The following is a 22,251-nucleotide window of genomic DNA, read 5'->3' as shown; positions in this document are numbered from 1 at the left end:
GAAAAAAATCTTGTGAAAAGTTGGCATCATTTGAATGAATATTTTTCTTTTCTTTCTCGGTGGAATTTGCTATGGTTAAGTACGAGAAAGTTTTCCCGATAGAAAAGAGGTGGGAGAGTGGAAGCCCCCTTTGATTTGCTGACGTATGTGTCGCTTGTCAGCGCACTGCTTGTCGTGATGCGATGTTATATCACCGAATACCGGCAAACGAAAGCTTTTTTATATGACGTTACACTTGCGCGTGCAGAGCGGGAAAAAGATCATGTATATTTTACGCGTGCCATGATCCCTCTTCGCCGGATTTTCACGCCGCAAAAGCGGAAAATTCCTGTACGGGAACATTCCTATCAATCCGATGAAGAAGGAAGGAGACCTCTTTTATTCTTCGCACATTGATGAAACAATAAGGAGGTCTCTTATGAAAAAATGGATTTTTACATTACTAGGAATGGTTGTTTTATTAAGCGGATGCAATCGCAACGCGCCGATTGACGAACATAGCCAAGGAATTTGGGATCATTATTTTGTTTACCCAATGTCGAAATTGCTTTTAATGCTTGGGCATCTATTTGGAGATAACTATGGGATTGCCATCATTGTGTTAACGTTAATCGTTCGTTTTTGTTTGCTGCCGCTTATCTTGAAGCAATTTAACACAACAATTGCGATGCAAAAGCTTCGCCCGGAATTGCAAAAGCTCCAAGAGAAATATAAAGGCAACGATATCGAGACACAACGAAAACTCCAGCAGGAAATGATGCAGCTGTATCAAAAACATGGCATCCATCCTGCGAGCGGCTGCTTGCCGGTGTTTATTCAAATGCCGATTTTTATGGCGCTCTATTACGCAATTTCACGCACCCAAGAAATTAAGCTCCATTCGTTTTTGTGGGTGCAGCTCGGCCATCGCGATCCTTACTTCATTTTGCCGATTTTAGCAAGCCTCACGACATTCATCTCAGTGCGGTTGTCGCCATCAATGACGGAACAACAAATGCCGCAAATGGCGATGATGTCGTATATCATGCCAATTATGATTTTTATCGGAGCAAACTCCGTTCCGTCCGCATTATCTTTGTACTGGGTTGTCGGCGGCTGCTTCTCGATCATTCAATCATTGATTCTACGCACGCAACTAAAAGCGGTCAAAGCCGCAGAAAATGGACGGTCAGGATAAACAGATCCGCCGCTTTCCACCTAAGGAAGGCGGCGGGTTTTTGTTTGGTCTATCGCCTTACACGTATTGATGCTATCTATATATTATTACCTTTTCTTCTGTATTTTTCTATTTTTTGTTTTGGTTTTCTGATCATCCTCTTTACCGCCATCGTTCCCCGCATGAAAAAGCTTGTTTCATAAACAAGGCAATTTTCGAAGGAATTTTGACAGTTTAGCATAGCAGAATAATAGATAAGGAAAAAGTCCCTATCGTCATCTGGAAAAATAGGATATATCATGATTTATTCTTATTTTCCTTTTATTACGATTTAAATAGTGTGTAAATGGGGGGAGGAAAAAGAGGTGTCGTCTTTATTGGAATTCATCGAAAAAGAAGTGAAACGCAGGATCTACGAGACGATGATCGATTGCTTTCAGTTCGATCAGGGGCAGGTTGAAGAAGCGATCGAGGAATCTCATCATGGTTCTCATTCCTTTTACCGTGCGAATGATGAGTATGTCCCATATTGGCGGGGAGAGTCGAGGGAAACGTATGAATTGGTATACGGGGACTTGCGACAAATCGAGGCACATATTGATGTGACCGAAGACGATCTTCTTTATGAAATAAGCAGGGAAATCGCCCGAATAGAGCGAAAGATAGAGGTGCTGCAATGACTGCGATTCGAGTTCAGCCGGAAGATCTGGAAGCAGTAGCAAAGCATGTCTCCGATGCGGAAGACGCCTGTCAGCGCGCGCGGACCACGCTTTCCTGGGAACTTCCCTCTTTAGTGATGGAGATTCCCGGAGTTGGCTCTGATGCCATCAATGAGCTCAAAGACGAACTTTTTCATTGGCTCCAGCGATATGAAGAAAAGCTGAATGAAGCGGAGGAACTGCTTTATCGAACAGCCGCGGTAATGCGCCAGGCGGAATGAATATCGTTGGCAATACTGGGGATAAAGTAGTTGGAAAGGGGAAGGGAAAAAGTAGAAATAAACCGAAAGAATATGGCGTACCTAATTCAACAGAAATAGTAAGAGATAAGAATGGAAAATGTTAATGTTAAATCGGATTTAAAAACTGCACTTGCATTTGCGAAGTTTTTTTATCCGGACGTTCTTGAAGTAGAGGGATGTCTAATATTAAAGGATAAGTTTTCAAGAGAAATTTTTGAATTATGGAAAGAAGATTGTCAAAACGATAAAGTATGTATCGAAAAAATGATGAATCTGTACCAAGTTAGAGACTTTTTTCATATTAATGTTGACGAAAAGGAGGATATAGAAGAACAAATAAAGGTTTTAGGTAATGTTCTGAAAGTATTTTGGACACTTAGTTTGAAAGATCGATTCCCGGAACGGAATATAGTCGTGGAAGTGTTTGAAGAAGATGATGGAGAATTATTTATTACCGTATACGAAAAAAAGTGAGTGATAAACCTTAATTACCTTGATTGGCTACAAGCCTTTCAAGTTTTTTTATTTTAAGACTAATCGCTGTGCAAAATAAAGCGTGTTTATAAGAGAATGTAAATTCGGGCTTATTTTTTCATTCTGTCCATTCTTTGAAACTGCGCTACGCATCCGTCGTCATATTGACATTGCACAGACACTCCTTTATGAAATGAGAGGGGAAATGGTCTGAACTTAGTGAAAGATAGACAAACTTCATCATAACAAAGCGATTTGTTCGAAAAAAACCCCTAAACTCGTGAACTCAAGGCAGAAATATCGATTTTTCTAAGAATATTGATATATAATTGTATTTGTATTAGTTGAAAATTTAAATCGCGTTTATTCGACACTAAGAATGATATACTGCTAAAGAAAGTGTCTCTGCGCCAACATATGCCGCGTCTTAGAGCATAATCTTGCGCATTATTCGCACGTGAAAATTCGGATAATGGGGGAGCTGCGTATGAAAAAAGCATTGATAAACATCGATTATACGATTGATTTCATTGCCGATCACGGCGCGCTTACTTGCGGAAAGCCCGGGCAGCAAATCGAATCAGAGCTTGTGCGGATTACGAAAGAGTTTATCGAAAATGGCGATTATGTCGTATTTGCGATCGATCTCCACAAAGCCGGCGACACGTATCATCCAGAAGCGAAACTGTTTCCGCCGCATAATATCGAAGGCACAGAAGGCCGGAAGCTATACGGAGAGTTGGAAGCGGTTTATCAGGCGAATAAGCATAAAGATAACGTATATTGGATGGATAAAACGAGATACAGCGCATTTGCGGGCACGGATTTAGAAATTAAACTGAGGGAACGAGGAATTACAGAAGTTCATTTGGTAGGCTGCTGCACCGACATATGCGTGCTTCATACAGCGGTCGACGCGTATAACAAAGGATTTCGCATCGTCGTACATAAAAAAGCGGTTGCGAGTTTCAATCCGGCCGGGCACGACTGGGCGCTCAATCATTTCAAACAATCGTTAGGTGCGGAAGTAGTGGAATAAAATAAGTGTTGGTGTTGGACAAGCGGATTAAAACTGACTAGTTTTTGGAGGTAATGCAATGCATCAAAAATATACAGATGATAGTTTTACTCTTCATACGGATTTGTATCAAATCAACATGGCAGAAACATACTGGGAAGACGGTATTCATCAGCGCAAAGCCGTATTTGAAGTGTTTTTTCGAAAACTTCCTTTTGGAAACGGATACGCGGTGTTTGCGGGCTTAGAAAGGGTTATTCAATATTTGCAAAATTTCCGGTTTACAGAAAGCGATATTGACTATTTGCGCTCGGAATTAGGGTATCGGGACGATTTTTTGGAATATTTGAAAACCGTTCGTTTTACAGGCACGTTGCGCTCGATGAGAGAAGGGGAGTTAGTCTTTGGCAATGAACCGATTCTTCGCGTCGAAGCTCCATTAATTGAAGCGCAATTAATCGAAACAGCGATTTTAAACATTATCAACTTTCAAACATTAATTGCGACGAAAGCTTCCCGAATTAAACAAATCCTTGGCGATCAAATGGCGATGGAGTTCGGCAGCCGCCGGGCGCACGAAATGGACGCTGCACTGTGGGGAGCGCGCGCCGCTTACATTGGCGGCTTTGAAGCGACTTCTAACGTGCGTGCAGGAAAACTTTTTGGCATCCCGGTTGTTGGCACGCACGCTCATGCGTTGGTTCAGGCATATCAAGACGAATATGTCGCATTCCACAAATATGCGCGCCGCCATAAAGATTGCGTGTTTCTCGTAGATACGTATGACACATTAAAATCAGGCGTGCCAAATGCTATTAGAGTGGCCAAAGAACTAGGCGATCAAATTAATTTTATTGGCATACGCATCGATAGCGGCGATTTAGCGTATTTATCAAAAGAAGCACGAAAAATGTTAGATGAAGCTGGGTTTAAAGATGCGAAAATTTTTGCTTCGAGCGACTTAGATGAGGAAACGATTCTTAATTTAAAATCCCAAGGGGCGAAAATCGATGTATGGGGAATCGGCACGAAATTAATTACCGCTTACGACCAGCCAGCTTTAGGAGCTGTCTACAAATTAGTCGCTATTGAAGATGAAAACGGGAACATGGTCGATACGATTAAAATCAGCGGCAACCCGGAAAAGGTGACAACTCCTGGGTTGAAACGGGTGTACCGCATTATTAATAAAATCAACAAAAAAGCGGAAGGAGACTATATTGCGCTTGAAAGCGAAAATCCGCAAAAAGAGGAACGGCTGAAAATGTTCCATCCTGTTTATACATTTATTAGTAAATTTGTGACAAATTTTGAAGCGCGAGATTTGCATCATACCATTTTCCAAGATGGAAAACTCGTATATACTTCTCCTCCGCTAAAAGAAATTCAACAATTCACGAAAGAAAATTTAAAATTGCTTTGGGATGAATACAAGCGGACGATGAATCCCGAGCAATATCCCGTCGATTTAAGCCAAGCATGTTGGGATAACAAAATGGAGAACATTCGGAAAGTGAAAGAGAAGATTGAAAAGATGGGAGATACGGAGCATTAATTTTCGATAGGCATGATGAAAGATCACCGCAAGACTACATGCGGTGATCTTTTTTGGCTTATCGGTAATGATTGGAGGAAATATCCACAGATGCAAATGATGAGCTTACAAGATATAGGGGAATTTTATGTGCTTTGCTTATGAGTTGTAACATCTTTTGGGAAACGCCGTCTAATAAGTAAATGGCATAAAGGGAGAGTGGCGGCCATGAAAAAATTTTTCGCCATATTGATGATCACAAGTTTATGCAGTTTAGGAGCATACTTTTTTGCGACTGCCAGCTCCAAACCTCCGGTGCCAGACATATCGGCGGCAGGCAAAAAAATTCCGGTTGCACAAGGCTCTTACTGCTGGAAAACATTTTTCTCGGCAAAATGTGTCGATTGGGCATATGCGCCTCCAGCGAAAGTAGGAGACGTACACGAACCGGTTGAGGTCGCTCCTCATTCAAAAATAGCAATACATTTTGAAAAAGAACCTGTTTTTTTATCAGCAAAGCGAAGGATGAATGAAGGAAAAGAAATAAATGTAAAGATGATCGGCAAAAAAATTACTGCGCCAAGTGGAAGCGGGATGTATGTTTATCATCTTATGGCGAGCTGGAAACAAGGAGACGGAAGCTATGTTTTCCGAATTAAAGTAAAATAAATGTTGTTTGTCGATTGGATCAAAAAGCGCTGGCTCGAAAAGGCTCGGAAAATAACCTTTTGGAGCCAGACTTATTTCCGGTTACAGTCTTCCTTGTTTTTTCAACAGCTGTTCCATTTCGCGGACGAGCGAATCGAAATAAGAAAGCAGGTCCTCGATTGGTCTCGAGAATGTCATATCCACTCCCGCTTTTTGTAGGAGACGAATTGGGTCATCCGATGTGCCGGAGCGCAAAAACTGCAAATAGCGTTTAGTCGCCTCTCCGGTTTCATCCGCTTTCATTTGTTTGACAAGCTCGAAAGAAGCGGCGAGCGAGGTGGCGTATTTATAGACGTAAAACGCGTCATAAAAATGCGGGATGCGCAGCCAACCGCGCGCGGCTTCCGGATCGGCTGCGTAGGCGGGACCGTAATATTTTTTCAACAGGCGAAGCCAAAGTTTGTTCAGCTCGGCTGCGGTTAAGCTCCCGCCTTGCCGCACTTTGTCGTGAATCGCTTGTTCGAATTCGGAATACATTACTTGCGTATATAACGTACCGCGAATTTGATCGATTTGCTGGTTGAGTAAATACAGCTTCTCTTCGTCCGTTTTTGCTTGTTTTAGGAAATAATCCATCATCAGCCATTCGTTTGCGGTTGAAGCGACTTCCGCGGTAAAAATCGATTGGCCGGAATAATGGTACGGCTGCGTTTTGTTTGTGTAAACGGAATTCATCGCATGCCCGATTTCGTGGGCGACCGTCAGCACGCCATCGAGCGACCCGTCGTAGTTGAGCAAAATAAACGGATGGGTGTCGTACGCTCCCGTATTATAGCCGCCCGTATATTTTTTCGGACGCGGATAGACGTCAAGCCAGCGCTGTTCGAAAGCGCGCCGCACGTTTTGGATGTAGTCGTCTCCGAGCGGTTTCAGTCCCTCAAGGATGAGCGCTTGCGCCGTTTCGAACGGAAACTTCATTTTTTTCGCGATGGTCTCGTCAACGAGCGGCACAGACATATCGTAAGTGTGGACACGGTCGACGCCGAGCGCCTTTTTGCGCAGTTCGACATAGCGATGCAGTGACGGCAAATGAGTATTGATGGTAGAAATGAGATTGGTAAACACTTGTTTTGGCACATCATCGGCCGTTAGTGCCGCATCGAGGCCGGATTTATATTTTCGCGCTTTCGCGTACAGTTCGTCCGCTTTCACAGATGCGTATAACGTGGCAGCGGATGTGTTTTCGATCGCTTCATAGCTTCGAAAACGCGTTTGAAACGCCCGCTTGCGATAGTCGCGATCCGGGTGTTCAAGCGCTTTTGTATAGTTTTCATCCGTCAGCGAAACCGTTTTTCCGTCCGGCGTGCGCACAGAAGGCGGGTTATAATCGCCGCGCGCGGCATTGTTATAAATGTTTTCCGGATCGCTCATGATTGGAGAGAGCTTGGCGAGTAGCTGTTCTTCCTTTTTGGAAAGAGTATGCTTTTTCCGTTCGCGCAGTTCTTCAAAATAATAGCGGTACGGCTTAAGCGGCTTGCTTTTTTGCAGCTTGGCAAGCGTCCGCTCGGAAAGCGACAGCAGTTCCGGCTCGATAAACGCCTTTTTGGCCGCATAGTCGGAAATAAGTATTTCCACTTTTGCTTTCAGGCGGGCGGCGGTTTCGTCTTCAATATTTAAATCTTGTTTTAAGTGAGCATAAAGCGACAATTTTTCAAGCTTTCGTGCTATCCTTTCATTAAGGGCAAATAGTTTGGCGACGTTGGAAGCGCGTGCAAGCTTTCCTTCATAGGCGGACAGTTTCGGCAACGCGGCGACGACCGCTTGATAGTCGCGGTGAAACTCTGTTTCTGATGAATAAATGTCAGCTAGATTCCATTCGTATTTTGCGTCGATTTTCGTTTCTTCCGCATCAGTTCGAAGCGGAACGAGCAGCAGCATTACGATAAGCCATACATACGATCGTTTTTTCATCATCGTCCTCTTCCTTTCCTGTTTTTTCCGTTGTTACGTAGTATGCGCAAAAACGAAAAGATTACTCGATGCAAGGAAAGGAGTGGCGGAAACGATGTGGAATGTATATGTGTACGATAAAGAAGAGGAGGGGCCTTTGTGGAGAGAATACGTTTAGCAGAAGATTTAACCTTCTCCCGCATTATTCACGGATCATGGAGACTAGCGGAGTGGAATTATTCCAAAGAACAGATACTTGATCTTATTGAATTTTGCCTCGAACAAGGAATTACGACGTTTGACCATGCTGATATTTACGGGAATTATACATGCGAGGCATTGTTTGGCGAAGCATTGGCGCTCAAGCCAAGCTTGCGCGGACAAATCGAAATTGTTACAAAATGCGGGATTAAACTTGCGTCGAAATACGGCTTGAAGCATTATGATACAAGTAAGGAGCACATTATCGCGTCCGTCCATCAATCGCTAAAAAATTTCCACACCGACTACATTGACGTGCTGCTTATTCATCGTCCGGACCCATTTATGAATCCGGAAGAGGTGGCAGAGGCGTTCACCCAGCTGAAAAAAGAAGGGAAAGTACGCCATTTTGGTGTGTCCAACTTTAAACGTTCACAATTCAACATGTTGCAGTCATACTTAGATTTTCCGCTCGTGACCAACCAAATCGAGGTGTCAGCTTACTGTTTGGAAAATATCGAAGACGGTACGATCGATTTATGCTTGGAAAAGCGGGTTCCGCCGATGGTGTGGTCTCCGCTAGCGGGCGGGAAACTATTTACCGCGACAGACGATAAAGCGGTGCGCCTGCGTGCGACGCTTGAACGAATTAGAAACGAGCTTAGTGCGGAAACAATCGATGAAGTGCTATATGCGTGGCTGCTTGTCCATCCAGCGCGGATGATGCCGATTGTCGGTTCCGGCAAAAAAGAGCGCATTATTCGTGCGGTGAGCGCACTTATGCTGCCGCTTCGCCGCGAGCAGTGGTTTGACATTTTGCAAAGCTCGATGGGACATGAAGTGCCGTAATCCACAACGAACAACAAGGAGTAATTCATCATGAAAGTGATTATCGCCGAAAAACCAGATCAAGGCGCCACATTGGCGTCGATTTTTCAGACGAAAAAACATCAAGGATATATTGAAATTTTTCCAAATGAGTTGTTCCCGAAAGGAGCGTATATGACATGGGCGATCGGGCATCTTCTTCAGCTCGTTCCGCCCGAACGGTATCGTCCGGAATGGAAACAATGGAAGCTCGAGACGCTGCCGATCATTCCGGAGCGTTTTCAATATGAAGTGGAAAAAGCGAAAGCAAAACAGTTTGCGATTGTGAAAGAACTGCTTCGCAAACCGGAAGTGACGGAAATTATCCATGCCGGTGACGCTGGAAGAGAAGGGGAATTGATCGTCCGCAATATTATTCAAATGAGCGGTGTGAAAAAGCCGATGAAACGGCTTTGGCTTTCGTCGTTAACGCCAAAAGCGATTTACGAAGGATTCCGCCAGCTGTTAGATGAAGCCGAAACAAGAAATTTATATGAAGAAGCATACGCGCGTGCCTGTGCCGATTGGCTTGTCGGGATGAACGCTTCTCGTGTTTACAGCATTTTGCTGAAGCAAAAAGGGATGAATGATGTCTTTTCTGTAGGAAGAGTGCAAACGCCGACACTCGCGTTCATCGTGAAACGGGAAAAGGAAATCGAGCAGTTTTGTCCCGAACCGTTTTGGGAAGTGGTGGCGAAGTTTCACATTGATGGCAAGCAATACGAAGGGAAATGGGTGAGCGAAAAAGGGGAAACGCGTATCAAGGAGGAGTTGCTGGCGCAAAAAATCGCGCAGTTTTGCCGAAACAAGTCGGCCGAAGTAAAAGAGGTTCAAACGGAAAGAAAAACGTTTCATCCGCCATTGTTATTCAACTTGTCCTCCTTGCAGGCAACAGCCAATAAGATGTACCAATTTTCCCCAAAAAAGACGCTCGATATTTTGCAGAAATTGTATCAAAAAGGAGTCGTGTCGTATCCGCGTTCTGATTCGAACTATGTGACCAAAGGAGAAGCGGAAACATTTCCGGACATTTTGCAAAAATTGCGGGCGTTTCCGGAGTATCAACCGTTTTTTCCGTTGCCGAACACGTCCATTTTACATAATAAACGTTATGTCAATGAAAAAAAGGTGACCGACCACTATGCCATCATTCCGACGGAGCAAGTGGCCGATCCGGCGAAATTATCGGCGGATGAGCGGAAAATTTACGATTTGGTTGTGCGGCGTCTCATTGCCGCTCATTACGAAGCGGCGGTGTTTGACTATACGACCGTTATCACGCTTGTTGATGGACGCGCCCGGTTTATTTCGAAAGGAAAGCAGCAAATCCAGGAAGGATGGCGGAAAGTCATCATCCAGCGGGAAGAGGACGAGGAAGCGATTCTTCCCTCGCTCCGTGAAGGCGAACAAGGCGATGTGCTGGACGTTCGTATAAAAGAAGGAAAGACCCAGCCGCCAAAGCGGTATACGGAAGGTCAGCTGATTACACTGATGAAAACGGCGGGGAAATTTTTAGATAACGAAGAATTGGAAAAAGTGCTCGCCAAAACGGAAGGTCTTGGCACGGAAGCGACGCGCGCCGCCATCATTACGACGCTGAAAGAGCGAAATTATATCGAAGTAAAGAAAAATCAAGTATATGCGACCGATAAAGCGAAAGTGCTCATCGAAGCGATTGGCGATAAAATTTTAGCCTCTCCGGAAATGACGGCGAAATGGGAGCAGCGTCTAAGCGAAATCGGCGAAGGGAAGGCGTCAGCGGCCCATTTTATGGAGCAAGTAAAAAAATTATCGAAAAAAATCGTCGAAGACGCGCTTGCCTCGTCGCAGCACTGGAACTTTGCCGGATTCGATACGGCATCAATTCAGCGCACCACATCGAAAGCGACGTTAGGAAAACCAGTCGGCATCTGCAAATTATGCGGCGGAACGGTCATTGACAAAGGCGAGTTTTATGGCTGCGCCAATTATGCCAAGACGAAATGCTCATTTACGATTTCAAAAAGAATTCTTGGCAAAACGATTTCGCAAGCCAATGTAAAAAAGCTTTTGCAGCATGGGAAAACGAACGTCATCAAAGGGTTTAAAAAAGGAGAGAAAACGTTTGACGCCGTTTTGGTGTGGGACGACAAGGAGAAAAAGATTTCGTTTTCGTTTGTAAAAAAATAAACTTTCCTCTTATCATGCATCTCCTTCTTTATGGATGAAAGAAAGGAGGTGCGATTAAGAAACAATAAGGCCAAAAATATTGCTAAAAGATTACGGCATGAGCTAGGAATACGGCGCTCATGCCGTATCATTGATGAGATCGTTTTATGCCTGCGGGTTTATTTTTTCCATTAGCCGCTCGGGCTGCATTGGCGGTTGAAATCCAAACTGCTGATACAAGCCATGCGCGTCTTTCGTCGCTAATAAAATGCGTCTTACCGAAGTGATATCAGGGTGCTGCAACACACATTCCACGAGCCATTTGCCAAGCCCCTGCCCGCGGAATTCCTCATCAATAAAGACATCGCACAAATAGGCAAAGGTCGCTCCATCGGTAATGACTCGCGCTAATCCGATTTGCGTCTGTTCGTAAAACAGCGAAAAGCATAAGGAATGTTCGAGAGACTTTATAATCGTCGCGCGATCCCTTGTATTTGCCCAATAGGAGCGGGCGAGAAACTCACAGACGCGGTCGATTTGCACAAACGCTGGATCGGTAGAAAGCAGGAACGGTCCGTTTTTGTATTGTACGATTTGCAGCAAGTTCGTTTCCCCCTCATATTTTTTTGTCATTATAATTGATAAAACTAGAAAATGGCAATTAGCATATTTACGAATAGATCCCAAAATTGTAAGATTACACTTGTAAGGTAAATTTTTTAAGTAACAGTAATTATATTACGTAAACAAAAGAAGGGAGAACAATGGATAAACAAGAAGTAATCGATCTTCTCTCCAGCAAAATGAAGTTAATTCGCGTTGAAAAAGGATATACGCAAGATAAGATGGCGGAAGTGTTAGGGATTTCGAAAAAAACGCTCGTGCAAATTGAAAAAGGGCGGACGCAGGCGAACTGGACGCAAGTCGTCGCGCTATGCGCGCTATTTCGTGATAGCGAAATTATCGAATCGGTGCTTGGCGATAGCCCGCTTGAAGTGATTGAAACGATCGCACATGAAGAAATTGATGCGCCAAAAGGAAAGACTCTCGGCGGAAAAGTATGGTGGAGAGAAATTAAGCGGATGGGTCCGTTTCGCCTTCAGCAAAACATTATCAGCAAGCATTACCGCATTTTAGATGTGTACAATGATCGATGGTACAGTTCTTTCGATAAGGAGGAAGCGTTAAAGCGGCTCGAGGAACTCGCGAAAGGGGCTAATGCGTAACCACCTGCCCTTTTGATGCGACTAATATAAAAAAGGTGGTTTAATGAAACGATGCTGGTGTTGGGTTCTTGGCATTGCTGTCCTTTTTTGCCTGTATGGGGGAGCGCGGACGTATGCGTGTGACTGCGTCCCGCCACGTTTTCCGTCGGAAGAGTTTACGAAAAGTGACGCGGTGTTTTCTGGGAAGGTCGTTCGTATTTATGAAACAACGAGAAAAGAACCAGAAATCAGAGAGCCAGTTTCGCAGCGCGCGGTTGTTTTTTCGGTCGATCGTACGTGGAAAGGGATAAATGAAACACATGTTGTCGTGTACACCGGCTTCGGTGGGGGAGATTGCGGGTATCCGTTTGAAGTTGGAAAAGAGTATCTTGTATATGCGTACGACGATACGGACTGGGTCACAGGAATTTGTTCACTTACAAAACCGTTGTCGCTCGCCCAGGCGGACATCGAAGCGTTTGGAAAAGGAAAGCCGCCGACGCAGCGCATAGCTGCGGAAGAGTTGCAGGAAGATGGATGGAATCAATTCTTTCTTTATATGACCGTCATTTTCGTGATTGGCTTTATCGTATTTCTCTATGTTGTCCAAACACGCCTGCAGAAATAAGGACATGATGATATCGTCCACAATAGGTGGTTTCCCAATCTTAATGGCGGCGGAGATATCCTTTTGTTGAAACCTGAACTTTTGTATCGCCTTATGATTACGATGACGTCATCGGAGCGCTTAACGATTGATGGGGCGGGAGGACATGTTTTCTTTCAAGATAGTTTACGATCGAGCAACAAATAAGCGAAGATGGAACGTGTTTTGGCAAGCATATTGGGAGAGGACAGCAGCGAAAAAAAGAGGCTGAAGCAAAAGTAAACGCCCCCCTTTGCTTCAGCTTTGTTTATATAATGTGATTATTACGGTTCAATTGGAAAGTCGATATGAAAATGGACGCGTCCATTTTCATCGCGAATTTCGGTAGTTATTTGTTTGCGTTCTGGATTAATTTTGATCACACCGAAATTAAAAAATCCTCCCTCGGCATACAATCGCTTCGGTCCAAATGTAGGGTCAAGCGCTGACGGCTGGCCCATCGCGGCCCCAATCGGTCCACTTATCAGTTCTCGATAATCGATGGTTCCGTTATGGTCAGGATCGTATTCGATGATATCCGCAAAATGCACATCGGCTGTGACAAAATAGACGTTCTTTATCTTGTTGTCTGTAATAAATGTAGAAAGTTTAGCAAATTCATGCTCATATCCAGTTTGGTCATTTGGATCGATATGGTTGCCGTTTGCCCATCCATCACGCGCATGCGGTTTTCCTGTTGGAATCGAAATAGGAACGGAAGAAGCAATAAGCTTGACTTGAGCATCCGAATTGGCCAACTCCCGTTTTAACCATTCCAATTGCTCTTTACCAAGCATCGTTTTTTCATGGCTGTCCGGCTGTGTATTAGGATCACGGTAGCCGCGATTATTTAAGATGAACAAATCGAGCGTATTTCCCCATGAAAATTTATGATAAAGCTTGCCGGATGTACTCCGCTCTGTTAACATCGGCCAATAATCGGTGAACGCCCGAAATCCCGTCGAAGTGAGGGGCTCAATCGGTCCAGAAAAATCATTGGTGACCTCGTGATCATCCCAAATCGCATAAACACTTGTTGATTGAAGCAGCTTTCGCAAGTTGGGATCTGTGCGGTTTTCCTTATATTTTGCCCAGAAGTCTTCGATGTTTTTTGACGGCGGGGCTGGAACCGCCGGAGTCGCATTATCCGCGTAAATCGTATCTCCACTGAATAAGAAGAAATCTGGTTTCAATTCTGCCATTGCCGCAAAAGAACGAAATGGAGGAATTTTCCCCTGGCCTCCTGTGTCACCACCCCAGACGATTGTGAGGGGCTTTATGTCATTGGACGTTGGGGCTGTTTTGAAACTTCCTGTTACTTGATAAGAGCCTGGAAGAGCCTGTGCGCGATAGTAATAGGTGGTGTCCGGTTTCAATCCTGTTACATTTACCTGTACGGTGAAATCGTGTTTCGAAACCGCTTTGGCCTTTTTTATTATTTTGTGTTGAATGGACGCATTTTCGGAAATTTCAAATTGTACGGTTGCAGGTTTGTTTGTCCGTGCCCATAATACGGCGGAAGTATCCGTTACTTCCCCGCTTGCTATTCCATGGGAAATATAAGGTTTTTTGTTTAATTCTACTAATTTATCGGGATAGTCTGTAAACATGCCGTCAACGCCCAGAGATAATTGTTCGATCATTTTGTCTTGTGTATCCACCGTATACGGATGGACGATCATGTTGCGTTCGTGGGCTTCCTGCATCAATGTTGGGGTAACGAGAGAGTAATCCGGCCCAACTCCTTCTGCGTATTCGGCCGTTCGGTTAAAGACATCGTCAAGATTTTTGCGTTGAATCATTTTGGGGCTAAAAAGCTGGATAAGCGGAATGTCCTCTGGAACGATTTCCTGCAGTTTTCTTAAGCTTGCTTCGCTGAATGATTGGAAAATTACTTTTCCTTTTTTTAAATATCCGTTCTTTTTTAATATATCGACCAGTTTTTCTTCCATTCCTGGATATACATCCGGGTCCTTCGTTTCTATGTACAGAGCTACTTTGCGATCTTTCTTTTTAATGAAGTCAATGACTTCTTGAAGGGTTGGAATTTTCTCTTGTGCATACTGTTTTTTGGCGTATTCAGGATGTGTCTGATTAAACCAAGATCCAGCATCCAGCCGTTTGATTTCGGCAAGCGTAAAGTCTTTTACCTTCCAAGGGGCACGGTTGGGATACACTTCTTCCACGTTCGTTGTTCTTGTTAATGTGGAATCATGAATCGCAACCAATTCCCCATCTTTCGTCATATGCAAATCTAACTCTACATAATCCGCTTTCATCTGAATGGCTTTTTCATACGCAACCAATGTATGTTCAGGTGCATAGCCGGAAGCGCCGCGGTGGGCGATGACTTCGACGTTCTCGACGATAGGCTGCAATGTGGATGGATGGCGGTTCTGTTCAGCAGCACTGGCTTCTGTCGAAAAATAGGTGGCCAGCAATCCTAACGACATAGAAAGAGACAAACCGATTTTTGTTGATTTTTTCACTGATTCTTCACTCTCCCGTTCTAAAATGGGTTTCTTTCGACATGGTTATTGTAAAAAATAAGGGTAAAGTGAATATGGAATTAAGTTTAAAAAACTGTAAAAATAAAAAAATTATGATTAAAAAACATACGCTATCAAGCGTTTTGATTGTACTTTATTGAGAAAAATGCCAGGATAATGTCCACGAACAAAGCACGGTTGTTTATTAAGGAAAAGTGTGGTCCTATTTTGTAACGGCCAAACGTTTTTAATGATCTGCCAACTACATCAAGATAAATATATTATTTGAAAAAAGGATTTTGCCCATACTGAAATGAGTAAAAAATGAAAAGCGGATGAAACTTAGATGTTTTTATACATAGAGACAAAAACTTCTGGATATACTACAAATGTACAAATCATCTCATAAACAGTTTGGCAAGAACATGATAATATTGGGCTATAGCCAAGCGGTAAGGCAACGGACTTTGACTCCGTGATGCGCTGGTTCGAATCCAGCTAGCCCAGTCTCTAACAGACAAGCAATGTCGCTTGTCTGTTTTTTTTTGTTGAAAAAGAAGGATTTTTGACAAAGGATGTCAAATATAAGACATAGCAAGGAGGAGATTGTGATGAAAACAGCTGATTTATGCGATGAATTTTTAAGCGAATTGCAAGTATGCCAGCTGCCGATGCAATCTTACGGCGGCAAAGCGGAATTTTCCGGACCAATCGCGACGGTCGATGTATTTGAAGATAATGTGCTCGTTCGTGAGGCGCTCGAAACTGTTCCAGCGGGCACCGTATTGGTCGTAGACGGAAAAGGTTCGCGAAATTGCGCGCTGCTCGGAGACCGTCTTGCCCAGATCGCTTGTGAGCGCGGGCTTGCCGGGGTGATTATTCACGGATGCATTCGCGATTCCGCAGAAATCGCCAATATGCCGCTTGGGGTGATGGCGATTGGCACTTGCCCGGTGAAAAGCAAAAAAGAAGGAAAGGGAAAACGGGACGTTGCGCTCGAATTTGGCGGCGTTCGTTGGGAGCCAGGCGCCTATGTGTACGCTGATCAAGACGGGATTGTATTGGCGAAAACGGGCTTATTGAAAAAAAGTGGTTGACGATATTTGAAAATTTGTACTACTATGAATAACAGAAATGTTCTTTGAAAAATCGACATTATATGCCAAACAAATAAGGTGCCTTTCTCATTAGAGAATAGGCTTAAAAGGGAAGTACGGTGAAAATCCGTCACGGTACCCGCCACTGTGATGGGGAGCTTTGTTGCATAATGTCACTGAAGGAAACTTCGGGAAGGCGCAATAAAGCGATGATCCTAAGTCAGGAGACCTGCCTTATTTGTTCGGACGGATACCTACGGGATTATAGGTAGACGTGCGGGAGAATGGTATACTTTTTTTGCTATATTTGTATGCATTTTTCTGCACCTCTGCGTATAGAGGTGCTTTTTATTTTGCAAAAAAGGAGAGATTTAACATGACAACATGGAACTTAATCGGAATGAAACATCATGTGCTGATTTGCAATGGAGGCAGCTGCATTCGTAAAGGGGGAGAAGAAGTAACGCTTGCCATCCGCGAAGAAATCGCGATGCTGGAGTTAGATGGCATTGTACATACGACGCGGACTCGCTGCAATGGTCGTTGCCAAGACGCGTGTGTAGTCATCGTTTACCCTGAAGGCGTATGGTACAACGGTGTGACGCCGGAAAAAGGAAGGGAGCTTGTGCGAAGGCATTTGCGAGATGGGGAATGGTTGGAAGAAATGATAACGTACCGTTATGAAGAGAAACAAGGATTGATGATGTCAAAACAATCAAACGCCCCTCTAGGAATCTCGAAATTATGTAAAGCAACGGGAGGAACGAAAGCATGAGAAAATGGAAATCCGCCCTTTTCCTTTTTGGCCTAGTTGTCTATTTTACTTTCTCTGAAAATTCATCGGCATTTGCGATGCATATTATGGAAGGATTTTTGCCAGTTGGATGGGCGATTTTTTGGTGGCTTGTGTTTTTGCCGTTTTTGATCATCGGTATGCGTTCACTTATTCGTATTACTCGTGAGCGTCCGGAACTAAAGCTGCTCATTGCGCTGTCGGGGGCATTTGCGTTTGTGCTGTCCGCCTTAAAAATTCCATCCGTTACTGGAAGCAGCTCACATCCAACGGGGGTGGGGCTCGGCGCGGTGCTGTTTGGTCCATGGACGATGGTGGTGATGGGAAGCATCGTATTGCTGTTTCAAGCGTTATTGCTGGCACATGGCGGATTGACGACATTAGGAGCGAATGCCATGTCCATGGCGGTCATTGGCCCGATTGTGGCGTATGGCATTTATCGTTTCGGGAAAAAGTGGAATATACCGCGGCGTTGGACGATATTTTTTGCCGCATTTTTCTCTGATTTGGCCACATATGTTGTCACTTCATTGCAATTAGCGTTGGCGTTTCCGGACGCGTCAGGCGGGGTTTTCGCTTCGTTTGCCAAATTTGCCGGCATTTTTGCTGTCACGCAAATACCACTGGCGATTACAGAAGGGCTGCTTACGGTCGTCGTTTGGAATTTCTTAACCACTTACAGCAGCCGCGAACTAAATCAGTTAGAGAGGGGAGTGTAATATGAAGAGAAGTCTTTTTCTTCTTGCTATTGCTGTTTTACTGGTAGTAGCGCCGTTATTGTTCATTCGTCACTCTGATTTTGGCGGCGCGGATGGCCAGGCGGAAAAAATGATTCAAAAGATCGCTCCTCATTATCAACCTTGGATGGAAACCATATTTGAGCCGCCGGGCGGAGAGGTGGAAACGTTGCTGTTTTCTGTGCAGGCGGCAATCGGCGCTGGAATTATTGGCTACATTATCGGCGTCTATAAAGGCCGGGCGAACCGAAGAGAGGAAACAAAATGATCCGGCAGTTTGACACCATTGCTTACAATAACCGCCTGCGGACAATACGTCCTGAACAAAAAGTGATATTTGCGTTCATATTATTAATGATGGCCATGATAGGTAGTTGGAAAATGCAAGTAATGATGACGATTTGGCTTGCCGCATGGATTATCGGGTATGCTCGTGTTTCGTGGAAAGTGTACGCCAAAACACTCGGAGTCGTGGCATTGTTTCTGATGGTCAGTTTTCCAGCTTTGCTTGTTTCCATTGACAGTTCTTTTCATGTTTCTATTGATCGTTCGCAAATTTCCACTGTGATGTCTTTACTATCTCGTTCGGTCGCAGCGTGGTCTTGTTTATTTTTCCTGCTAGTGACTACCCCGTTTCCAGAGATGTTGTATGTGCTCAAGCGAATGAAAGTACCATCCATCATCATTGAGTTGTTATTTTTTACGTATCGGTTTGTATTTGTTTTCGAGAAAGCAGCAGAAGATCTATACGTAGCAATGAAAGCAAGAAATGGAGGAAGCCATTGGCGGCATGGCGGGATGTTGGTGTTCCAGCTTTTTCAGAAAATATGGCATTCCTATGAAGCGTTGCGCCTTGCTTTATGGGCACGCGGAGTTTCCAATGAAATTGTCTATGTTCATGTGGAAACATATAACGAAAAAAATAAACGTTATCTGTGGGAAGCAGCCATCGGCATAAGTTTGCTTCTATGGCTTGGATGATAGGAGGGTAGCAGGCGATGTTGAAAATGGACGAAGTATATTATACGTATCCGAACGGACCATGCGTGTTAAAAGGATTAAGCCTTCATGTTCCCAGTGGAAAAAAATGCGCGCTTATCGGTCATAATGGATGCGGCAAGACAACGTTATTTTTACATGCGAACGGGCTGTTGCGGCCCGACTCTGGCGACATCTATTGGAATGGAGAGAAGATGGATTATCGGCGTCCAACATTGCAAAAATGGCGGAAAGAGGTCGGCATCGTTTTTCAAAATCCGGAACACCAGCTTGTGGCGCCGTTGGTACGTGATGAGCTGGCGTTTGGCCTGCACCATTTAGGAATGAAAAAACATGAGATGGACGAGCTCATTGAAAAAGCGCTGGACGAGTTTGGATTGCGTCCATGGTTGGACAAGCCCGTTCATCATTTAAGTCTTGGCCAAAAAAAATGGCTGACGCTTGCCGCCGTAATGGTGATGAACCCGAAATTATTAGTTCTCGATGAGCCGACAGCGTATTTAGACCGCCTGCAAATCGAGAGGTTTGTCGAGAAGATCAACGATATTCATCGAGCTGGCACGACGGTTTTGATCGCTACTCATGATTTTGATTTTGTCTTAGAGTGGGCGGATATCGTATTTGTCATGCATGACGGACAAATTGTCATGCAAGGATCGCCGCAAGACGTATTTGCTAGACAGCATCAATTGCAAAAATGGCGTCTTGGTGTTCCGCTGCTTGCTTCTGTATGGAAAACGTTGTTTCCACACGAGACACGCATCCCGCGGAATGTGGAAGAAATGAAACAATGGATGAGAATGAATGAGCATACAAGCCTCTATATTAGTGAAAAAGTGATATAGTGTTCAAGTTTTTTCGACAAATGAGCCCAGTTAACATGGACAAGGAAGATGGAAATTGAGGTGAGACAATGAAAGGGAAATTGCTGATTGTCGGATTTGGTCCAGGTAGCGAAGAACATATGACAAAGCGAGCGCGGGAAGCGATTGAAGAAAGCGATATTATTATCGGTTATAAAACATACATTGACCTAGTTGCGGATTTAATTGGCAATAAACAAGTGATTAGTACTGGAATGACGGAAGAAGTAAGCCGCGCTCAAGAGGCGGTGAAATGGGCGGAACGCGGAAAAACGGTCGCCGTCATTTCAAGCGGGGACGCGGGCGTGTACGGAATGGCAGGGCTTGTGTATGAGGTGCTCATTGAAAAAGGCTGGACGCGAGAAAGCGATATCGAGGTGGAAGTCATCCCAGGCATTTCTGCCATTAACTCGTGTGCCGCTCTTTTAGGTGCGCCGATTATGCATGATGCGTGCACCATTAGCTTAAGCGATCACCTAACGCCGTGGGCGCTTATTGAAAAGCGCATTGAAGCGGCGGCCGCTGCCGATTTTGTCATCGCTCTATATAATCCAAAAAGCGGACGACGCACGCGTCAAATTGTCGAAGCGCAGCGTATTCTTTTGCGTTATCGCTCGCCAAATACTCCGGTCGGATTAGTGAAAAGCGCTTATCGCGCGCGGCAACATATCGTATTGACGGATTTAGCGCATATGCTCGATTATGATATCGGAATGTTAACGACTGTCATTATCGGCAATTCTTCGACGTTTGTATACGACGGGCTGATGATCACACCACGTGGATACCAACGAAAATATACATTAAGCGCCTCCGAACAGCCGCTGAAACCACATGAACGGCTTCGCAAAGAAGCGGAACCGTGGGCGCTTGATCAAACGAAACGAGAACCGGTAAGAGAAATGGCAGAAGAAGCGTTGCAAACATTGGCGATTGGCCACCAAGACACCACGACGTTTGCGCCGGCGATTTTCGAAATCGCAGTTAGCCCAGGAGTAGCGAACAAAAATTTTACGCCAAAACAAATGATGGTACTAGCTGACATCGTCGGCGAAGACGGAACGATGATGTATACCCCGGATCATTATTTGAAGCTGGAAGTGCCTGCTTCTGATCCAGACCGTATCATCGCTAGACTGAAAGAAGCGGGACTGACCGTTGCCCCTGTTGGTGATGTACTGACGGTGAAAGCGTGTGATTTTTGCGACGGGGAGAAAAAAGACGCGATTCCATACGCGGAAGAGTTATACGATCAGCTTGGCGGAATGGCGCTTCCGAAAGAATTGAAGCTTGGTGTAAACGGCTGCGGCATGGCATGTTACGGAGCGGTGCGGGAAGATATCGGAATCGTCTATCGGAAAGGAGCATTCGACTTATTTTTAGGAGGAAAAACGGTCGGAAGAAACGCACATCCTGGGCAACTTGTCGCTGAAGGAATTCCGCCTGGCGAGATTGTGTCCGTTGTCACCCGCATTATTCAAGAATATAAGGAACGCGCGCACCCGAACGAACGGTTTCATAAGTTTTTTAAGCGAGTGAAACAAGTCGGCGGGTTTGTGAATCAAGAAGCGAAGCAAGAGGCAAAAATCGAAGTGCCTGCTTGTGGTGAATAAGGGGGAAGAAAATGAATGAAAGCAGTATTATTTGTCGGGCACGGTAGCCGTGACCCGGAAGGAAACGACCAAGTCCGGCAGTTTGTCGAGCAGCTAAAACCGCACATTGCAGCATCCTTATATGTCGAAACGAGTTTTTTAGAATTTGGACTGCCAACGATTCGCGAAGGGATTGACCGTTGTGTCGATGCCGGGGCTCGCGAGATTATCGTTATTCCGATTATTTTGCTGGCAGCGGGCCATTCGAAGCTGCATATTCCAGCGGAGATCGATGAAGCAAAGAAGCATTATCCGCATGTGGCGTTCATCTATGGCCGACCAATTGGCATTCATGAGCAAACGTTTTCGATCTTAAAAACGAGATTACAAGAAATCGGTGAAAATATAGAAAGCCCTGATCCGGAAACAGCGGTAGTGTTGCTTGGTCGCGGGGGAAGCGATCCGGATGCCAACAGCGATTTATATAAAATTTCCCGCTTATTTTGGGAACAAACGAACTATTTCCTTGTAGAACCAGCATTTATGGGAGTAACGACGCCATCGTTAGAAGATGGAGTGGAACGGTGCGTGAAGCTAGGGGCGCGGAAAGTGGTGGTTTTGCCATACTTTTTGTTTACCGGCGTGCTTATCAAGCGTTTGGAAGAAAAAGTAAAACAATTTCGTTTTCAGTATCCGCAAGTCGATTTTGCGCTAGCAGGCTACTTTGGATTTCATCCGAAGCTAAAAACGATTGTGCTTGACAGATTAGAAGAAGCGCTTGGCAAGGCGGTTATGATGAACTGTGATATGTGTCAATATCGGCTTCATGCTGCGGAGCATCATCACCATCACCATCATCATTAAGGGGGAACA

24 protein-coding genes, 1 tRNA gene, 1 pseudogene and 1 riboswitch are annotated in these 22,251 nt (G+C 44.6%); of the genes and pseudogenes, 23 read left to right on the top strand and 3 right to left on the bottom strand.

Features of this window, described 5'->3' with window-relative positions:
- Positions 1 to 117 precede the first annotated feature (117 nt).
- From QSJ37_RS03375 to QSJ37_RS03335, 9 genes and pseudogenes are all read left to right on the top strand, one after another.
- Complete coding sequence (locus QSJ37_RS03375) at positions 118 to 396, top strand: hypothetical protein (protein ID WP_285753702.1); 279 nt, start codon at positions 118 to 120, stop codon at positions 394 to 396.
- Positions 397 to 418: 22 nt separating this feature from the next.
- Positions 419 to 1,177 (top strand): membrane protein insertase YidC, encoded by a 759-nt coding sequence (yidC, locus tag QSJ37_RS03370; RefSeq protein WP_285753701.1) that lies wholly within the window; start codon positions 419 to 421, stop codon positions 1,175 to 1,177.
- A 344-nt stretch (positions 1,178 to 1,521) separates the two neighbouring features.
- Positions 1,522 to 1,836, top strand: coding sequence for a DUF5082 domain-containing protein (locus tag QSJ37_RS03365; protein ID WP_285753699.1), 315 nt, complete (start codon positions 1,522 to 1,524; stop codon positions 1,834 to 1,836).
- A pseudogene (locus tag QSJ37_RS03360) lies at positions 1,833 to 2,093 on the top strand (WXG100 family type VII secretion target); the annotation flags it as partial. The gene QSJ37_RS03365 and the pseudogene QSJ37_RS03360, both read left to right, overlap by 4 nt.
- Entirely contained in the window at positions 2,093 to 2,221 is a 129-nt protein-coding gene (locus tag QSJ37_RS03355) for a hypothetical protein (RefSeq protein WP_285753697.1), read from the top strand. The pseudogene QSJ37_RS03360 and the gene QSJ37_RS03355, both read left to right, overlap by 1 nt.
- Positions 2,208 to 2,591, top strand: coding sequence for a hypothetical protein (locus QSJ37_RS03350; protein WP_089097558.1), 384 nt, complete (start codon positions 2,208 to 2,210; stop codon positions 2,589 to 2,591). The genes QSJ37_RS03355 and QSJ37_RS03350 overlap by 14 nt, the downstream gene beginning before the upstream one ends.
- A gap of 487 nt (positions 2,592 to 3,078) precedes the next feature.
- The gene (locus tag QSJ37_RS03345) at positions 3,079 to 3,630 is read left to right on the top strand and encodes a cysteine hydrolase family protein (protein ID WP_285753694.1); all 552 of its coding nucleotides are present in this window, start codon (positions 3,079 to 3,081) and stop codon (positions 3,628 to 3,630) included.
- Between the two features lie 58 nt (positions 3,631 to 3,688).
- Positions 3,689 to 5,164, top strand: coding sequence for a nicotinate phosphoribosyltransferase (locus tag QSJ37_RS03340; RefSeq protein WP_285753693.1), 1,476 nt, complete (start codon positions 3,689 to 3,691; stop codon positions 5,162 to 5,164).
- 207 nt (positions 5,165 to 5,371) lie between these two features.
- On the top strand, positions 5,372 to 5,812 hold the full coding sequence (locus tag QSJ37_RS03335) for a hypothetical protein (protein WP_285753691.1): 441 nt from the start codon (positions 5,372 to 5,374) through the stop codon (positions 5,810 to 5,812).
- Between the two features lie 81 nt (positions 5,813 to 5,893).
- On the opposite strand, the gene pepF is transcribed toward QSJ37_RS03335, so the two are convergent.
- Positions 5,894 to 7,765: an oligoendopeptidase F gene (gene pepF, locus QSJ37_RS03330; protein ID WP_285753689.1), complete on the bottom strand. Its 1,872-nt coding sequence runs from the start codon at positions 7,763 to 7,765 to the stop codon at positions 5,894 to 5,896.
- A gap of 135 nt (positions 7,766 to 7,900) precedes the next feature.
- Between pepF and QSJ37_RS03325 the strand changes: the two genes are divergently transcribed.
- Positions 7,901 to 8,791 carry an aldo/keto reductase gene (locus QSJ37_RS03325; protein WP_285753687.1) on the top strand — a complete coding sequence of 297 codons (891 nt, stop codon included), beginning with the start codon at positions 7,901 to 7,903 and terminating at the stop codon, positions 8,789 to 8,791.
- Positions 8,792 to 8,821: 30 nt separating this feature from the next.
- Positions 8,822 to 10,978: a DNA topoisomerase III gene (locus QSJ37_RS03320; protein WP_285753685.1), complete on the top strand. Its 2,157-nt coding sequence runs from the start codon at positions 8,822 to 8,824 to the stop codon at positions 10,976 to 10,978.
- Positions 10,979 to 11,122: 144 nt separating this feature from the next.
- Here the strand turns inward: QSJ37_RS03320 and QSJ37_RS03315 are convergent, their stop codons facing one another.
- Positions 11,123 to 11,560 (bottom strand): GNAT family N-acetyltransferase, encoded by a 438-nt coding sequence (locus QSJ37_RS03315; protein ID WP_285753683.1) that lies wholly within the window; start codon positions 11,558 to 11,560, stop codon positions 11,123 to 11,125.
- 161 nt (positions 11,561 to 11,721) lie between these two features.
- Between QSJ37_RS03315 and QSJ37_RS03310 the strand changes: the two genes are divergently transcribed.
- The 3 genes from QSJ37_RS03310 to QSJ37_RS03300 all read left to right on the top strand — a co-directional run bounded on the left by QSJ37_RS03310 (position 11,722) and on the right by QSJ37_RS03300 (position 12,976).
- Positions 11,722 to 12,183, top strand: coding sequence for a helix-turn-helix transcriptional regulator (locus QSJ37_RS03310; protein ID WP_081188711.1), 462 nt, complete (start codon positions 11,722 to 11,724; stop codon positions 12,181 to 12,183).
- A 43-nt stretch (positions 12,184 to 12,226) separates the two neighbouring features.
- Positions 12,227 to 12,790: a hypothetical protein gene (locus tag QSJ37_RS03305; RefSeq protein WP_285753679.1), complete on the top strand. Its 564-nt coding sequence runs from the start codon at positions 12,227 to 12,229 to the stop codon at positions 12,788 to 12,790.
- 63 nt (positions 12,791 to 12,853) lie between these two features.
- The gene (locus QSJ37_RS03300) at positions 12,854 to 12,976 is read left to right on the top strand and encodes a hypothetical protein (protein ID WP_285753677.1); all 123 of its coding nucleotides are present in this window, start codon (positions 12,854 to 12,856) and stop codon (positions 12,974 to 12,976) included.
- A 116-nt stretch (positions 12,977 to 13,092) separates the two neighbouring features.
- Here the strand turns inward: QSJ37_RS03300 and QSJ37_RS03295 are convergent, their stop codons facing one another.
- Complete coding sequence (locus QSJ37_RS03295) at positions 13,093 to 15,297, bottom strand: glycerophosphodiester phosphodiesterase family protein (protein ID WP_285753675.1); 2,205 nt, start codon at positions 15,295 to 15,297, stop codon at positions 13,093 to 13,095.
- 435 nt (positions 15,298 to 15,732) lie between these two features.
- On the opposite strand from QSJ37_RS03295, the gene QSJ37_RS03290 reads away from it, so the two are divergent.
- The 9 genes from QSJ37_RS03290 (at position 15,733) to QSJ37_RS03250 (ending at position 22,242) form a co-directional block, all read left to right on the top strand.
- Positions 15,733 to 15,804: transfer RNA gene (locus QSJ37_RS03290), tRNA-Gln, on the top strand.
- Positions 15,805 to 15,908: 104 nt separating this feature from the next.
- Positions 15,909 to 16,394: a ribonuclease E activity regulator RraA gene (rraA, locus tag QSJ37_RS03285; RefSeq protein WP_285753673.1), complete on the top strand. Its 486-nt coding sequence runs from the start codon at positions 15,909 to 15,911 to the stop codon at positions 16,392 to 16,394.
- 59 nt (positions 16,395 to 16,453) lie between these two features.
- Positions 16,454 to 16,645, top strand: a riboswitch (cobalamin riboswitch).
- Between the two features lie 125 nt (positions 16,646 to 16,770).
- Entirely contained in the window at positions 16,771 to 17,169 is a 399-nt protein-coding gene (locus QSJ37_RS03280) for a (2Fe-2S) ferredoxin domain-containing protein (protein WP_285753671.1), read from the top strand.
- A complete protein-coding gene (locus QSJ37_RS03275; protein ID WP_285753669.1) occupies positions 17,166 to 17,906 on the top strand; it encodes an energy-coupling factor ABC transporter permease in 741 nt (246 codons plus the stop codon). Before QSJ37_RS03280 ends, QSJ37_RS03275 begins: the two co-directional genes overlap by 4 nt.
- Position 17,907: 1 nt before the next feature.
- Positions 17,908 to 18,192 (top strand): energy-coupling factor ABC transporter substrate-binding protein, encoded by a 285-nt coding sequence (locus tag QSJ37_RS03270; RefSeq protein WP_285753667.1) that lies wholly within the window; start codon positions 17,908 to 17,910, stop codon positions 18,190 to 18,192.
- Positions 18,189 to 18,905, top strand: a complete 717-nt coding sequence (cbiQ, locus tag QSJ37_RS03265) for a cobalt ECF transporter T component CbiQ (RefSeq protein ID WP_285753666.1) — start codon at positions 18,189 to 18,191, stop codon at positions 18,903 to 18,905. Before QSJ37_RS03270 ends, cbiQ begins: the two co-directional genes overlap by 4 nt.
- 17 nt (positions 18,906 to 18,922) lie before the next feature.
- Positions 18,923 to 19,768 (top strand): energy-coupling factor ABC transporter ATP-binding protein, encoded by an 846-nt coding sequence (locus tag QSJ37_RS03260; protein WP_285753664.1) that lies wholly within the window; start codon positions 18,923 to 18,925, stop codon positions 19,766 to 19,768.
- Between the two features lie 68 nt (positions 19,769 to 19,836).
- Positions 19,837 to 21,399: a precorrin-3B C(17)-methyltransferase gene (cobJ, locus tag QSJ37_RS03255; RefSeq protein WP_285753662.1), complete on the top strand. Its 1,563-nt coding sequence runs from the start codon at positions 19,837 to 19,839 to the stop codon at positions 21,397 to 21,399.
- A 15-nt stretch (positions 21,400 to 21,414) separates the two neighbouring features.
- Positions 21,415 to 22,242 carry a sirohydrochlorin chelatase gene (locus QSJ37_RS03250; protein WP_285753660.1) on the top strand — a complete coding sequence of 276 codons (828 nt, stop codon included), beginning with the start codon at positions 21,415 to 21,417 and terminating at the stop codon, positions 22,240 to 22,242.
- The last annotated feature ends 9 nt before the right edge of the window (positions 22,243 to 22,251 follow it).

Origin of the sequence: Parageobacillus sp. G301 (genome assembly GCF_030268025.1) — a bacterium.
In the GTDB taxonomy this organism is placed as follows: Bacteria; Bacillota; Bacilli; order Bacillales; family Anoxybacillaceae; genus Parageobacillus_B; species Parageobacillus_B toebii.
Note: the sequence above shows the minus strand (reverse complement) of the source record. Positions and strands in the feature narration are given on the sequence as shown.